This window comes from Phycisphaeraceae bacterium (assembly GCA_020851465.1).
In the GTDB taxonomy this organism is placed as follows: Bacteria; Planctomycetota; Phycisphaerae; order Phycisphaerales; family Phycisphaeraceae; genus JADZCR01.
Genome location: JADZCR010000001.1, coordinates 66,057 through 81,684 on the forward strand (window position 1 = coordinate 66,057; position 15,628 = coordinate 81,684).

The window sequence follows — 15,628 nt, forward strand, 5'->3', positions numbered from 1 at the left end:
ACGCGATGGAAACCCAAACTCTGGTGGATACCGCTGACCTGCTGGCTCGACAGGTTGTCGTCGCTGCGCTCTCCGAGGCGATGGTGGATCGCCGCGCCAGGCCGCTCGACTCAACGCACCGCTTTGATGCGAATCTGCTCCGACGCGCCTGGGCGGTGCTGGCCGACTCCAGCCGCACCCAGCCGCCCGCCAAGCTGGGACTCGGAGAGCTGCGCCCCGAAGAGACCGACATCGAGCCGCTCATCCGCTGGCTGGCGCGCGAGCCGCAATTGCGCGGGGAAATGTATCAGGTGGTCTTCGGCCTGGTCGCTTCGCGCGACTGCACACCCTATGAGACCGAATACTGCCACTGGAGCGATCCGACTTATCGCGCCCAGCAGATGGCGGACATCGCAGGGTTTTACCGGGCGTTCAGCGTCGAGCCGAGCGATCTGCGCCCGGAGCGACACGATCACGTTTCGCTTGAGCTGGAGTTCATCGCGTTCCTGCTCCAGAAATTGAGCCATGCGCAGCAACAGGCAATGGGTGAAGGTGCGGAGGTCTGCCAGGACGCCCTGAAAAACTTCGTGCGTGACCACATCGTCTGGTGGATACCGACATTTGCGCGATGCGTGGAACGACGAGTCGAGCGAATGTCACCAGACCTTGCCGACACGGCGACGCGCGACGCGCTGCAGGACTGGGCGGGTGCCGCCCGCGTGCTGCGTGCCTGGACCGCTGCTGAGCGGATCGCCAACGGCGTCGAACCCAGCCAGCGCATCATCGCTCCGATGGTCGAGCCTCCGCCCGCCGAGGAGGAGAGCTGCGGCGGCTGTGCACAGGCGGTTCCCCAGTAGGCGTCGATACGGTGCTCAACTCCAGCGTTTCACTTCCCGTTCTCGACTATCAGAGCGAAAGCTCCCGTTGTGACGTGGACGCGATCCGTCCGGGTGAAAATCTGCAGGACGCTCACGGCAGGCGGGTCCGTTATCTCCGCCTCTCCCTGACATCCGCCTGTTCGATGCGCTGCCTCTACTGCCGACCAACCACGATGGGTCACGATCATGATCCGTCCCGGATGACGCCTGTTGAAATCGAGCGGCTCGTCCGTCACCTCGTCGAGCAGCGGAACGTGCGAAAGGTGCGGCTTACCGGCGGCGAGCCGACCAGCCGCTCGGACCTGTTGGAAATCATCCGCCGTCTCAGTGCGATTCGTGGCCTGGAAGACCTGGCAATGACGACCAACGGTCTGACGCTGGCGCGCCACGCCGATGACTACCGCCGCGCCGGTCTGCGCCGTGTGAACATCAGCCTCGACTCGCTCGACCCCAACCGTTTCGAGCGCGTCACTGGCGTGCGCGGCGTGACCCGTGTAATTGAGGGAATCGATGCGGCGCAGGCAGCCGGTCTCCTGCCGGTGAAAATCAACACGGTTGTCGTCCGCGATGAGAATACGGCCGACCTGCCGGAGCTGATCCTCTTTGCCGCGGATCGCGGACTGGAGATTCGGCTGATCGAGCTGATGCCCATGGGACCGCTCGCCCCGCAATGGGCCGGCCGGTTTGTCTCGCAGCAGGAGATGAGAAAATCTCTCGACCCGATCGTGCGGTCGTGGTGGCACTTCTCATCAGGCTCCGACGCGGCGAGGGTCGATCTGGCGGAGCTGCGTGACGGCCGGTGCGTGCGCATCGGTTTCGTCACCGCGATGAGCTGCCGATTCTGCGAGGCGTGCGATCGCATCCGCATCGGTGCCGATGGAACGATTTACCCCTGCCTGATGGATCATCCCGCGGGAAACCTGATGCGGGCACTTCGTCCGGAGTTTGATGCTGCGTTGCTCGACCGGATGCTGATGAGTTCGCTAGCGGAAAAGAAACGGGAACACCCCGCCACCGGCGCGGGGATCATGACTCGGATCGGCGGGTAATAAACCCGTCCCACAACGGAACGAAAATCGACAGCAGAGCGGCGGGGTCACTCCGGCATGGCGAGCTGATCGATGTAGCGGGCTTCAAAGCCCGGATCAAGATTCAGCTCGACGATTTCCATATCGCGGCCGATGCGGGATATTTCCTTCAGTACGTTCCGATCAAGCAGCGTCAGGTACGCGCCGCCGAGCGACGTGTTGCCGACGACTTCAACCTGTTGCGGGGTAAACCCCGGCAGCAAGCCGCTGGCGATGGCGTTGGGAACATCCAGATGCAGGCCGAATCCGCCGGCGAGATAGACCTTGCGCAGATCGGACGGCGCAAGCCCGACACGTTCGAGCAGCGTCAGAATACCGGCGGCGATGGCGGCCTTGGCCTGGAGCAGTGAAGCGATGTCAGGCTCGCTGACCAGAACCGCTTCACGGCCGCGACCGTGTGCAACCTTAAGCGACAAGGTGCCGTGCTCATCGCGGCTCATCGCTTTTTCCGAACCGGGCAGATGTGCGGTCTGATAGCGACCGGTTGGGTCGAGCAGGCCGATGCGTCGTCCTTCCGCGAGGAAATCGATATACGCCGACCCGCAGATTCCCACGGGTTTATCTCCGCCGATCACTTCCGTCCGCACTTCAAAGGGTGACGCTTCAAACCGGATGGTTTCGATAGCGCCGCGACCTGCACGGATTCCGCTGGTGAGTCGCGCGCCCTCGAACGCCGGCCCTGCCGCCGTTGCGCAACCCAGCAGCCGCTCATCCTGCTTGAGGATGATTTCGCCGTTGGTGCCCACATCGACCAGGAGACTCGGCCCCGGATCGTAGAGCATGCCGCTGGCGAGCACACCGGCGCAGAGGTCAGCGCCGACATACGCCGACGCCGACGGCAGCAGATGAATGGGGGTATCCGGCGCCAGACCCGGCACTTCAAGCCGCACACTGCCGGCCGTGATGCAGCGATGTTCCAGAAAGGCAGGCGTAAACGGTGCGGTGCCCATCGGCGAGGGATCGACCCCCGCCAGCAGATGAAGCATCGTCGTGTTAGCCGCGATCGACAGACAGACGAGGCGGTCCTCATGCGGCTGGCGGTCAGGAAACACCATTGCTTTGCGCAGCAACGGCGCGATGGTCTCCTTCACCAGAGCATCCTGTAATTGCTGCACCATTGCTGAATCGCTCAGGCAGAGATTGATGCGGGTCAGCACGTCATCGCCCAGGTGCATCTGGCGGTTAAAGGCTGAGGACTGCCCGACCACTTCGCCGGTCGCCAGATCGACGAGCAGAACCGCCACCGTCGTCGTGCCGACATCGATGGCGGCACCCAGATTTCGCGGTAACGATCCGTTGCTACCGCTGGTGCCGTTTCCCGACGCCTGGTGCTGCCAGAGCGGGTCATGGGCACGGGCGACGTTCAGACGAAACGACGTCACGACCTGCGGCTCATGCGCCAGCAGGGAACGAGCTGGAATGCGTACATGCGATCTGTCATCGAAACGGAACTCGCAGCCGCGCAGCTCCACCGGGGCTGCCCCCGCCTCGACGACCTGCCCGGTGACGCAATGGACCGCCCTGCCGCGAACCAGCTCCACCACGCATCCATCACACAAACCACGCTGGCCGCACCGTGTGTTGAGCGGCATCGACTCGCGTCGGAGTATTTCGGAAAGCTTCTGTTCGCCGCTGCCGGCCGTTGAGATCATCCGCCGGTCCTGCGGCGATTCAACATCCAGATATTCTTTTGGATCCATAGTTCAGGTACTCATCCTCAGGGTGCGGCGGTTCCGCCGGCCTTTGCCGACGGTGCCACTTCAACCACCCGCTCGTCGGCGGTCATTTGCAGGGACTGTCCCGGCTCAAGAACAATAAACCGCTCGTCGTCCCAGTCCCCCGACAGCAACGCTTCGAGCAGGGACGGATCGCCGCGCTGATGGTCAAACTGCCAGCCCAGCCAGTCCGCGCATTGCTTCGTGTAATCCAGGTCCTGCTCCGTCGCCCCGATCGTCAAATCGACGTATGTCGCGTGATCGTAGGTCTGGAACCACTTCTGTTCCTCCTCCATGAGAAACTCGGCATTCTCCTCGCCGTACTGCTCCTGATATTTTCGGAGGAGTTTGTTGTAGCGTTCCTTACCCGGCGGCGTGTGATGCTTGTTCCATCCGGGGCTGTACCAGTATGTGCCGGGATTCTGGCGGACATACTGGGCGTATCGCTCTTTGCTGCCCAGCAGGATCGTGATGCAGTCGTGGGCGCGGGGCATGATGAGCCTGGCACGACTTGCCTTGACGCCTTCGGTTCCCCGGCTGCACAGACCGTAGCCCAGCAGAATCACATCGGGATTCACTCGTTGCTCTACGGATTCAACCGCAGCTTGCAACTCCACGCGCAGACGATCCGGCTCGTTGTGCAGCCCCTGACGCATCCATTCAAAGTGAATCAGATGGGAATAAGGCTTGGCGTAGTGCTCGACCTCAATTTCGAGCACGGCACAGGAGATGATCGCCACCCGTAACTGCTTGGACGGCTGTTGCTTATCGCCTGACTGATCTTGCGTCTCAGACCCGTGTGACGTCTGTGATGGCTGGGGCATGGAAAATTCCTCAAATCTTTTCCCACAAGCGACCAATTTGCTCTGATTCAGTGTAGCATATATAACGAATAAAGGATATTATTATCCTAAAAGGAGCAATTATGAGTAGTCTCTCTGAACTGTCACAGGCGATCGAAAAGGGCAACCGCGCCGAGTCCACTCGGATCACGCGGGAATCAATCGCCCAAGGCATCCCCGCACGGGAGATTCTCGACGCCATGGTGGCGGGAATGGACGTGGTGGGGCAGAAGTTCAAGAACAACCAGATCTTCGTCCCCGAGATGCTCATCGCCTCTCGCGCGATGAAGGAAAGTCTGGCATTGCTTGAGCCGCTGCTGGTCAAAGCCGGCATCCAGCCGGAGTTCTCCGCCGTCATCGGTACGGTGCAGGGCGACCTGCATGACATCGGCAAGAACCTGGTCGCGATGATGTGGAAGGGTGCCAACATCGACGTCGTGGACGTGGGCACCAACGTCTCGGCCGCCAAGTTCATCGCCACCGCCAAAGAGCGTAACGCCCGGATCATCGGGCTGTCAGCTCTGCTGACGACCACCATGCCCGCGATGAAGAGCACCGTGCAGGCGATTCGTGACGCCGGCCTGACTGATGTGAAGGTCGTCATCGGCGGCGCGCCGATCACTGAAGGGTTTGCCCGCGAAATCGGCGCCGACGGTTTCGCTCCTGACGCCGCGTCCGCCGTTGAGCTTGCGCGCCGCCTTGTCGGGGCGGCCGTCTGAGGAGCGCCGCCATGTTCGAAAAATCAGTCGCCCGGGTGGAGGCCTTTCTAAAAGGAATGGCCTTTGACTGTCGCGCCTGCGGACAGTGTGTCCTGCGCGAGACGGGTTTAATCTGTCCGATGACCTGCCCCAAAGGGCTACGCAACGGACCCTGCGGCGGCACGCTCAACGGTGAATGTGAAGTGTATCCCGACAAGCCCTGCGTCTGGATACGCATTCACAAGAGGACAGGTAAGGAGTCGCTCGACTGCCCGAAACTGCTTCCCTCACCCGACGCACGACTGATTCAGACCTCTTCGTATCTCAATTACCTGACCGGGGCGGACGAACACGGCAGGAAACCGCTGCCCTACCTCGACCTCGGCTCGTGTCGCACCCGCGCGACGCAGGCCACCCTCTCGCGGTTGGAACTGCGGCTTCGATCCGGCGCGTTTGTACGGCTCTGCGAATTACGGGCACCGCGAACTTCGAGCTTTGCTGCCTTTGATGAACAGGCCGGGATCATCCGTGACCATTTTGACGCGGTAAACGCCACCGCCTTTCTCAACGCACGGCCGTCGCTGCCTTCGCCGGTGGCTGCCGCCCGGCTCGTTACTCTGGGAGTCGAGCCGATCTGCCAGTCCACCTGCCGCGATCACACCAAGACCTCTTTCATCGCGGAATTGCTGCTGAATCAGATCAACGGCGTTCATAACACCCTTTGCCTGACGGGGGACTCCTATCGAGGCACCCCGAAGATCAAGCAGGTGTACGACATGGACGCGGCGCTGATGGTTTACGAAGCGCGGTACCTCCGCGAGACCGGACGTGTGCATTTCACGCAGGAGACCATGGAGCCGCCCCCCCGGCCGTTCATCGGTGCGGTCATCAATCCCCTGACCATGCCGATCGAAGTGCCCGTCCGTCGGCTCAAACAGAAGGCGGCTGCGGGAGCCGACTTCATCCAAACCCAGCTCATTTTTGATATCGAGGGATTTCGGCGGTTCATGGAGCTCGTCCGCAGCGAGCGGATCGACGACGACCTTTTCATCATCGCAGGTGTGCCGGTCGTCACCTCGAAACAGGCATTGGCGATTCTGCCCAAGATTCCGGGCGTGAGTGTGCCTGAGGAAATTTTCCGGCGGCTCGACGGTGCGGCGAACATCCGTGCTGAGGGGCTGGCGCTGGCGCGGGAATCCATTGCGGCGATCAGCGCGATCGAAGGTGTTGCGGGGGTTCACCTGATGCTCTTTGGCTCCGACCATTCCGTGCTGCCGGGGCTGGTCGCGGATCTCAAAACCTCGCGCCAAACACCGTCAAAGACGGATACCAAACCGGCGTCCATCCACTTAAAGCAGTTGCCGACCACGAAGGAGGAAACGTGTCCATCAGCAAGCTGACCCTGATCGGCGAACGGATCAATCCCGGATTCGCCAGCTCCAAGGCGTTACTCGAAAACCGAGATATCAAGGGTCTCCAAGATCTGGCGGTTTCGCAGCGTGCCAAGGGCGCGCACTATCTGACGATCAACGTCGGTGAGACGGCGAGCCATGATGCGTCCTTCGTGCGTGAGGTCATTGAGGCGATCCAGGCGGTTGTCGATCTGCCGCTGTCGTTCGACTATCCCCACGCCTCCGTGCAGGAAGTGTGTCTGAAGACTTATGACCCCGGCAAAGCCAGGGGGCGCAAGCCGATCGTCAACTCGATCAGCGAGCTGCGCTGGGACATGTTTGATCTGCTGAAAATCCAGCCCGCCAAGGTGGTGCTGATGGCGTCCGAGCGGGTTGAAGACGGCGTGGAAATCGCCAACCAGAGCGCGACGGAGATCGCCCATACCGCCCGACAGATGGCGCAGCGAGCCATGAGCAACGGCCACGCACTCGCGCCCGATGACATTTTCATCGACGTGTCGCTCTGTCCGATCGCCACGGATACCGAGGGTCGAACCCGTCGCGCCATCGACTCGATCCAGCAGATCGGTTCCGATCCGGCAATGCGCGGCGTCCACATGCTCGTGGGGCTTTCCAATCTCGGTGTCATGCTCCCCAAGCAGGCACTCGACGGCAGCAAACTGAGCGTCAAGGTCGAATCGGCTTTCCTGACCATGACGATCCCGCACGGACTCGACACGATTCTGGGTACCGCCGGTCGCGAGTACCAGATGCTTCCCAGCGACGACTTTGTCCTCCGCGGCTTCGCCGAGGCCGTCGCCAGCGAGGGCTTTGAAACGCTGACCCGGATACAGGAACTTTACGAGAGAAAATAGTCATGGCCTCCCTGACAATCGCCGTCAACTCCTATTTCGACGGGTGGCGGTATCACAGCGACGGCCCGTATTGGATCGAAATAACGGACGGCGTGATCCGTCGGATCACCAGCCATCCGGGCGGTGTCGCGCCGCCTCAGTCTCTCGCTGCACCGTTTGTCATGCCGGGGCTGATTGAAGCTCACTGCCATCTTTTTCTTGACGGCAGCGAGCTTGATGTGAACGTGCGAAAGGCTTACCTCTCCGCGCCGGCTGAGGCGATGCTGGCCACGGCGCGGCGCAGCGTCGCGGAGAATCTCGCTGCGGGTGTGACCACGATCCGGGACGCCGGTGATTTTTTCGGCATCAATAAGCGCATCAAGGCTGAGTGCGCCGCGGCAAAACCTCCGACACCCATCATCCGCAGCCCCGGCTTTGCGATGCGCCGGGCGGGTCGATACGGCTCCTTCATGGCCCTCGAAGTCACTGATGCCGACAGCATCGTCGCCGCGATTCACAAGCTCGCGCCCACCGCAGACGATCTGAAAATCCTGCTGACGGGCATCATCGACTTCGATACCGGAAAAATGAAAGGCGGCGTGCAGTTTGATCTGGAGGAGACGCGGTTGATCGTGCGGACCGCGCGCCAACTGGGGCTGCGGACCTACGCTCATTGCAGCGGTCTCGATGGTCTGGAAATCGCGGTCAAGGCGGGCATCGATTCGATCGAACACGGCTTTTTCATGGAGCGTGAAATCCTGCGCGCCATGTCGGATCAGGGCACCGCCTGGGTACCCACTTTTTCGCCGGTCCAATTCGTCAAGGACAATCCGACGTTAATCAACCTCAGCTCATCCGCTGTGGTACAGCTCGATCAGATTCTCCGTCAGCACCATGAGCAGGTGGCGGCGGCGAGCAACATGGGTGTCATGCTCGTCGCCGGCTCCGATGCCGGCAGCTACGGCGTGCCGCATGGTAAAGGGCTGGTCGATGAACTTCTGTTCTTCCACGACACCGGCATGAACATGGAGGAAGTGCTGACCGCAGCCACCTCCCGACCGCGACGACTCTGGGGCTGTCCCTCTCGTGACATCGCTCCGGGAAACTCCGCGGAACTCCTGGTGCTCGAAGGCTCTCCCTTCGATGACATCGAAAACCTGCGCCGCCCGCGCCAAGTCGTCATCGGCAACGATGTCGTATCGCTGACCCCTGCTTCGATCGGAAGGAATTCGTAATGACCAAGGCTGTTTTGTCCGGCTGTGATCGGGTGAATCGAATGATGGAACGCCGGGACCACGACCGGGTTCCACGGCACGATACCTATTGGCCGGAAACCCTTGAGCGATGGGGAAAAGAAGGGCTTTGGGGCGGGTCGAACCGCGCGCTGGATCTTCTGCAATCCGATCTGCACTACATCTGCTGGCTGTGGCCCAGCGCGTTCCCCGGCCGGGAGGAGGTCGTCAGCGAGGATGAAACGACACGGGTGATCCGCGATGCGCAGGGCAAGCTGGTGCGCTACTGGCGGGAGCGCAGCGGTACGCCTGAGCATCTGGGCTTTGAGTGCGACTCCCGCAGCGCCTGGGAAAATCGCTTCAAGCCCGCGCTGCTTTCCACCGGACTCCAACTCGATCCTGAAGCAGCCAAGCGCAACCTCGCGGTTGGCCGTGAGAAGGGCCGATGGTGTTACCTCGCCGCGGTCGAGAGCTTCGAGGAAACGCGCTCCCTGATGGGTGACGAGATCACGATGATCGCCATGGCAGAGGATCCTGAATGGGTGCGCGACGTATCGCACACTTTCACCAATCAAGTCATTCGCAACCTCGATGCGGTCATGGCCGCCGGCGCACAGCCCGACGGACTGTGGATCTACGGCGACATGGCGTACAACCACGCCACCGTGTGCTCGCCGGCGATGTACAAGGAACTGATCTGGCCCGATCACAAGCGGCTGGCGGACTGGGCACACAGCCACAACATGAAAATGATCTACCACACCGACGGCGACATTCGCGCCGTGGTGGACCTCTACATTCAGGCGGGGTTTGACTGCCTCCAGCCGCTCGAATCCAAGGCTAACGTCGATATCCGCGACCTCTGCCCCCGCTATGGAAAAGAGCTGGCGTTTTTCGGCAACATCAACGCGATGGTGATGTCCACCAACGATCTCGAACAACTCGAGCATGAGGTTTCGACCAAACTCGCCGCCGGCAAAGCGAACCGGTGTTACATGTATCACTCCGACCACTCGGTCCCGCCGCAGGTGAGCTGGCAGACGTATCAGGCACTGATCCAGATGTTGGATAAGTACGGCCGCTATGACTAAATCCCACACGCCGGACATCTCGACCGCGCCGACTCCGCTGACTCGCCGACCGCTCACCGGACGCGAGCGATTCGCGCGCATGTTTGAACGGCAGGATCACGACCGTGTGCCTCGCTACGACAGCTTTTGGGCTGACACCATCACGCGCTGGGAAAGCGAAGGTCTCACAGGCGGCTACGACGGCGCAATGGACCTCATGGGCTATTACGACATCGAAGGTGTCGGCGACTCGGTGCCTGAGGTGTATCACGGTCAGAAAAAAATCGTCAGCGAGGACGAGCAGACGGTGGTTTATCAAGACCCCTGGGGCGCGACGGTTCGCTACTGGAAAGCACGCAGCGGCACGCCTGAACACGTCGCATGGGAATGCGACGGCCGCGACGCCTGGGAATCGTCCATCAAGCCGCGCCTGCTGGCGTCACCGCCGCAGCCTGATCTGGCGTGGTGGAAGCGCCGCTTCGAGATCCACCGGGCGGCGCAGCGCTATCTGGTTTTCGGCGTGCAGGAAGCCTTCGAGATCACCCGCAAACTCATGGGTGATGTCGGTTCGCTTTACGCCATGGCGGACGATCCTGAACTGATCCAGGACATTTCACGGACATTCGCTGATCTGGTCATCCGGGACATGGAACGCTTCCTCGCCAACGGCATCGAGGCTGACGGCCTCTGGATCTACGGCGATATGGCGTACAACCACGCCACGATCTGCTCGCCGACCATGTACCGCGAGTTGATCTGGCCGGACCACAAACGGCTGGCGGACTGGGCGCACGCCAAGGGGATGAAGGTGCTGCTGCACACCGACGGCGATGTGCGCAGCTTCCTCGACCTCTACGTCGAGGCGGGCATCGACTGCCTCCAGCCGCTCGAAGCCAAAGCCAACATGGACCTTCACTCACTGGTTCCCTCGCACGGCAAACGGCTCGCCTTTTTTGGAAACATCGACGCGCGGGTGCTGTCCACCAATGACCGCGCCATGATCGAAGCTGAGGTACGCGACAAGCTGCGCGCGGGTATGGCCGGGCGATGCTACGCCTATCACTCCGATCATTCCGTGCCGCCGTCGGTCAGCCTGGAGACTTACCGCTTTGTTGTGCAACTGCTGGATCAATACTCCTACTACGGTTAACCACATCACCCTCTAACCCATTGAGACACCACCCATGAACGACCGTCAACGCTTCAATGCGACCATGCACTACCAGCCGCGTGATCGCGCTCCGATCTGCGACTTCGGCTTCTGGCCGGAAACCATCGAGGAGTGGCACAAGCAGGGGCTGCCCGCATGGGTCGGCGGCGGACACAACACCACCACGACCAACCAGTTCTTCGGTATGGACGCCTACGCCGGCGGTATTTCCGGCGATGTCTATCTGAACCCCACCTTTGAATACAAAGTCATCGAAGACCGCGGCGATCACGAAGTCGTCCAGCAGGGAGACGGGGTCATCGTCCTGCGAAAAAAATACATGGGCTCGATCCCCAATCACCTGGGCCACACCCTCGTCGATCGCGATTCCTGGGAAAAGCACTACAAATGGCGGCTTGATCCGTCCAACCCCAAACGACTGCCCGATCCTGTCGAGGCACGTCGCATCTGGGACGACCCCAACTATCCTGTGCCCCGCTGCGCAGCAGGCGGCAGCCTCTTCGGCTGGATCCGCGACTGGATGGGTATCGAAGCGGTCTCTTATCTGGTCTATGACGATCCCGCGCTTTTCGAGGAAATAGTCACCACGCTGGGCGATTGCAATGTCGCGGTCACGCTCAAGCTCTACGAAATGGGAGCCAAGTTCGACTGTATAGGCATGTGGGAAGACATGTGCTACAACGGCGGACCGCTGCTTTCACCCGAACACTTCAAGCGTTATCTCGTCCCCCAATACAAACGCATCACCGAGATTCACCGCGCCAACGGCTGCGATGTCGTCTGGGTCGATTGCGACGGCTGCATCGACCAACTGCTGCCCCTCTGGCTCGAAGCGGGCGTCAACTGCATGTTCCCCATCGAAGTCGGCACATGGGGCGGCGACCCCGTCCGCTACCGCCGTCAATACGGCAAGGAACTGCTGCTCATGGGTGGCGTGGATAAACACATTCTCGCCAAAGACAAACGCCAGATCGAAGCCGAAGTCCGCCGCCTTACTCCGCTGGTTGAGGAAGGCGGGTTCATCGGCTTTGCGGATCACCGCGTCCCGCCCGATGTGTCGCTGGATAATTACATGTTCTACCTGCACAACATCCGCGATCTCTGGGGCCGCGGAGTGAATCTCAAACCACTCGGCCAACTCGAAACCAGCAGTAAAACCGCCTCCGAAGCAAAACCCCTGCCCCCCTCAAAGGGTTTCACGGGTAACGCAGCAGGTCGCGGCAACGGACTGCGTAACTCGGTGTGAACATCCGCCCGCAGGCAGCGGTAGTGCTGCTGTGTCTGCACTTTTCAGGTAAGCTCATGGCTTCGCCTGCCGTCAGGCGAGCCGGATATCGGTTGCGCTTGCGCGTCGGGCTGAGAAATCGTTCAAGCATGATCCGCGTTTTCACTAAATCCGCCGCTTGCTTCCTGGCAGTCGTGCTGCTGGTCTTCGCGCCGTTCTTTGGTCAGTATCGCGTGCTGTGCGAAGGCGCGGATGGGCACGTTGCTGTCGAAGGCTTCGCCGAGCATGAAGCTTGCCACGTCAACGAGGCAGGTTTGATGCAGGAGTTTGCCTTCGAGTTGGCAGCCGCCCCCGATGCGGGCGAGTGTCAGCATGTCGAGCTATCGAGCACGCAACTCACACGAAACCTCTCGCGGTCAGTGATTTCTGCGCTGACGCTGGCTTTCATGCCTGCGCCTGCTTTTTCCCCGACTCCGCCTGCATCGGCGTGCCTGTCAACGTCAGTCATTGATTTCCGCGCCGTCCCGCCGCCTGGATCGCGCTGCGTCGCATCGACCGTCCTGCTCATCTAAATCTCCGCGGTCAGCCCCATCGGTCAAGACGGCAACAGGCCGCTGACCCCGCTCTTTTTTTCCTGGCTACACCTGCGGAGAAATCTGCCGATGCAATCGAAGTTGATCTCTGTTCTTGCGCTGAGCGCGCTGGGCGTCTCAGTCGGCTGCCAGCCCAAACCGCACTGGCCTGAACCGGAGCGTCACACCGCCCTCGCCGCGGGACTGGATGAGCCGATTGCGATTCGTGTCGTCGGCTCGCCGGTGGATGAAGCGGAGCCTGACCCTTCCGCGATCACTCCCGCCGAAGCGATACGGCTGGCGTTGACGAGTCACCCGGAGATTCAGGCCGCCATCGCGCGCGTGCGGATGGCGCAGGCCGAGGCGCATCAGGAGCGACTGCTGCCGAATCCCGTTCTGGATGTCGCGCTGCGATTCGCGGAGACGGGTGGAACCCCGGTCGTGGAGGCGGGCTTGTCCGCCGAGTTACTCAGCCTGCTGCAAAAGCCGGGACGGGTACGGGCCGCGGATCATCGGCTCCGCGTCGCAGCGACCGAAGCGGTGACGGTCGCGCTGGATGTGCTGGCGCAGGTGCAGGAATGCTACGCGGGCATTCAAACGCTCGACTCGCTGATCCCTGTCCTTGAGGAGCGGCGCGGGTTGACCGGGCGGCTGTTAACTATCGCCGACTCACGGCTCAAGGCCGGTGAAGGTACTCGACTCGATGTTACGACACTTCGTGCGCAGGAAGCTGAGCTTTCGATTGAACTCATCTCGCTGGAGCAGGAGCGTCGAGAGCTGCGACTTCAACTGGCGCGATTGATCGGCCAACCCACATCAAAGGCGGTTTGGGAGCTGGCTCACTGGGCTGTTCCCGTCCCGCAAACACTGGACGAATCCGCATGGATCGCCGCAGCTCTGGAGCACCGCCCGGAAATTCAGACACGGATGGCGGAGCTGTCCGCTCTGGATGTCGAGGCACGGCTGGCGCGATGGATACTGACCGAGGGCACGGAAGCCGGCATCGAGTCGGAACGCGACGACCACGTCTGGTCCGCCGGGCCGTCGATCCGTGTGCCTCTGCCCGTGTTCGACTGGGGTCAGGCGCGGCGAGAGCTGGCGGACGCACGGCGGATCGAGGCAGCGCATCAGCTCGTGCAATTAAAGCGACAGGCTGTCGAAGACGTGCGACGCGCTCTGGCCGGCTACCAGTCCTCCAGCGAGGCGGCCAGACGTGTGCGGGAGGAGTTGCTGCCTCTTGTGGAACAACGCGGCCGTGAAGCGGAGGCAATCTACCGCGCTGGTCAGGATGACATTCTCATGGTCATCCTCGCGCAGCAGGAGCTGCGTGCGGGGCAGATCAAGCTGATCGAGCTGGAACGTCGCGCTGTCGAGGCTTTCATCCGGTTACAGCGTGCCGTCGGCGGGCCGGCACACCTTCCCGCCGCCTCTCCCATCGTCACTCCGAAAAATCTCCAGACAGCGCCGACATCCGCACCGACGACGCAACCCTTGCCTTAACCATCGAACCAGGATCACAACATGAACTCATGCTTTCGCATCACGATTCCTCTTCTCCTGCTGGCCATGGCCGTCACGCCGGCCTGCAACGACAAGAAACAAAACACCAGACCGACCGAAACTCACGACGACCACGGGCACAACCATGACAGCAACGCCCACGATCACGGCCACGATGAGGAGGACGAAGAAGCGCACGATGAGCACGATCATCACGAAGACGCCGAGGAAAACCATGACGAGCACAGCGATGAAGTGACGCTCACCGCCGACGCGATCCGCAAGTCGGGAATCCATGTCGAGCAGGCGGGAAAAAAAGTTCTGGTCGGCACCTTCGTCGCTCCGGCGCGCGTGTCGTTCAACCTGGAACGTATGGCACATGTCGGCACGCCAATCTCCGGTCGAGTCGCTCAGATCAAGGTCCGGCTGGGTGACTCCGTTAAACAGGGCGACGTGCTCATGGTCATTGACAGCCCCGATCTGGGCGAAGCGCAAAGCGACTTTCTGCAAAAGCGAACCGCGGTCACCACTGCCGGCCCCGCGGTGGAGCTGGCGCGTAGTGCCTACGAACGGGCGGAGCAGTTGCACAAGGACATCCAAGGCATCTCTCTGACCGAGGTGCAGCGTCGTGAAGCGGAATGGCGTGCCGCACAGGGCGCGCTGCACACCGCCGAGGCCGCTCTCAAGGCCGCCGAAAACCGTCTGCACCTGCTGGGCATGAGCAGCGAAGCGATCAAGTCGCTCACGGACAACGGCGAGATCGACCCGAGCAGCGCCATCCGCGCACCGATGGAAGGCGAGGTTATCGATCGTGAAGCGACGCTCGGTGAGTTGGTCGGTCCCGACCGCGAAGCACTGGTGGTGCTGGCGGACATGAGCACGCTCTGGGTTCTGGCGGACGTACCCGAAGCAGTGCTCCATGACGTTGCGGTCGGCTCCAGGGCGCAGCTCGTCGTCAGCACCAGAAATCAGACGATCGACGGCACGGTGGCGTATGTGCTGCCGCAGGTCAAAGCTGAGACGCGCAGCGGTTCCGTGCGCATCGAGGTGGATGGCGCATCATCAGGGCTGCGACCGGGCATGTTCGTTCAGGCGCGGATCGATCTGGCCGCGGGTGACCATGGAAACGAGCCGGTACTGGCGATCCCGGAGGCCGCGGTGCAGGTCGTCGAGGGTGAAATGTCCGTGTTCGTTCCCGTCAAAGGTGAAGCCAATACGTTTACCCGCCGTCCGGTGAAAGTCGGCCCGCAGGTGGGGCGCCTGGTGCCCGTGCTTGACGGGCTGCGCGAAGGTGAGTCGGTGGTCGTCTCCGGCAGCTTCATCCTCAAGGCTGAGTTAGGCAAGGCTGGTGCCGCTCACGAACACTGAGCGGTCATCCTCGTGAAACGGCAAGACTGCCGTGAGATGGTCGAA

The 15,628-nt window shown here is 61.6% G+C and carries 14 protein-coding genes; 12 read left to right on the forward strand and 2 right to left on the reverse strand.

Annotated elements, in window-relative coordinates; all coding sequences use genetic code 11:
- The first annotated feature begins 5 nt into the window (after window positions 1–5).
- Both IT444_00285 and moaA read left to right on the forward strand, forming a co-directional pair.
- Entirely contained in the window at window positions 6–836 is an 831-nt protein-coding gene (locus tag IT444_00285; protein MCC7191190.1) for a molecular chaperone TorD family protein, read from the forward strand.
- An 11-nt stretch (window positions 837–847) separates the two neighbouring features.
- Window positions 848–1,906, forward strand: a complete 1,059-nt coding sequence (gene moaA, locus IT444_00290) for a GTP 3',8-cyclase MoaA (protein ID MCC7191191.1) — start codon at window positions 848–850, stop codon at window positions 1,904–1,906.
- Window positions 1,907–1,953: 47 nt separating this feature from the next.
- On the opposite strand, the gene IT444_00295 is transcribed toward moaA, so the two are convergent.
- Both IT444_00295 and IT444_00300 read right to left on the reverse strand, forming a co-directional pair.
- A complete protein-coding gene (locus IT444_00295; protein MCC7191192.1) occupies window positions 1,954–3,645 on the reverse strand; it encodes a DUF4445 domain-containing protein in 1,692 nt (563 codons plus the stop codon).
- Between the two features lie 17 nt (window positions 3,646–3,662).
- The gene (locus IT444_00300) at window positions 3,663–4,484 is read right to left on the reverse strand and encodes a DUF1638 domain-containing protein (GenBank protein MCC7191193.1); all 822 of its coding nucleotides are present in this window, start codon (window positions 4,482–4,484) and stop codon (window positions 3,663–3,665) included.
- A 101-nt stretch (window positions 4,485–4,585) separates the two neighbouring features.
- Between IT444_00300 and IT444_00305 the strand changes: the two genes are divergently transcribed.
- From IT444_00305 to IT444_00350, 10 genes are all read left to right on the forward strand, one after another.
- Window positions 4,586–5,221, forward strand: a complete 636-nt coding sequence (locus IT444_00305) for a corrinoid protein (protein MCC7191194.1) — start codon at window positions 4,586–4,588, stop codon at window positions 5,219–5,221.
- An 11-nt stretch (window positions 5,222–5,232) separates the two neighbouring features.
- Window positions 5,233–6,600 (forward strand): methylenetetrahydrofolate reductase C-terminal domain-containing protein, encoded by a 1,368-nt coding sequence (locus tag IT444_00310; GenBank protein MCC7191195.1) that lies wholly within the window; start codon window positions 5,233–5,235, stop codon window positions 6,598–6,600.
- Complete coding sequence (locus tag IT444_00315; GenBank protein ID MCC7191196.1) at window positions 6,582–7,466, forward strand: dihydropteroate synthase; 885 nt, start codon at window positions 6,582–6,584, stop codon at window positions 7,464–7,466. The genes IT444_00310 and IT444_00315 overlap by 19 nt, the downstream gene beginning before the upstream one ends.
- A gap of 2 nt (window positions 7,467–7,468) precedes the next feature.
- Entirely contained in the window at window positions 7,469–8,680 is a 1,212-nt protein-coding gene (locus IT444_00320) for an amidohydrolase family protein (protein MCC7191197.1), read from the forward strand.
- Window positions 8,680–9,768, forward strand: a complete 1,089-nt coding sequence (locus IT444_00325) for a hypothetical protein (protein ID MCC7191198.1) — start codon at window positions 8,680–8,682, stop codon at window positions 9,766–9,768. The genes IT444_00320 and IT444_00325 overlap by 1 nt, the downstream gene beginning before the upstream one ends.
- Window positions 9,761–10,897: a hypothetical protein gene (locus tag IT444_00330; protein MCC7191199.1), complete on the forward strand. Its 1,137-nt coding sequence runs from the start codon at window positions 9,761–9,763 to the stop codon at window positions 10,895–10,897. Before IT444_00325 ends, IT444_00330 begins: the two co-directional genes overlap by 8 nt.
- Window positions 10,898–10,931: 34 nt before the next feature.
- On the forward strand, window positions 10,932–12,164 hold the full coding sequence (locus IT444_00335) for a hypothetical protein (protein ID MCC7191200.1): 1,233 nt from the start codon (window positions 10,932–10,934) through the stop codon (window positions 12,162–12,164).
- Complete coding sequence (locus tag IT444_00340) at window positions 12,161–12,715, forward strand: hypothetical protein (GenBank protein MCC7191201.1); 555 nt, start codon at window positions 12,161–12,163, stop codon at window positions 12,713–12,715. Before IT444_00335 ends, IT444_00340 begins: the two co-directional genes overlap by 4 nt.
- Before the next feature lie 90 nt (window positions 12,716–12,805).
- Entirely contained in the window at window positions 12,806–14,215 is a 1,410-nt protein-coding gene (locus IT444_00345) for a TolC family protein (protein ID MCC7191202.1), read from the forward strand.
- 21 nt (window positions 14,216–14,236) lie between these two features.
- Window positions 14,237–15,583, forward strand: a complete 1,347-nt coding sequence (locus IT444_00350) for an efflux RND transporter periplasmic adaptor subunit (protein ID MCC7191203.1) — start codon at window positions 14,237–14,239, stop codon at window positions 15,581–15,583.
- The last annotated feature ends 45 nt before the right edge of the window (window positions 15,584–15,628 follow it).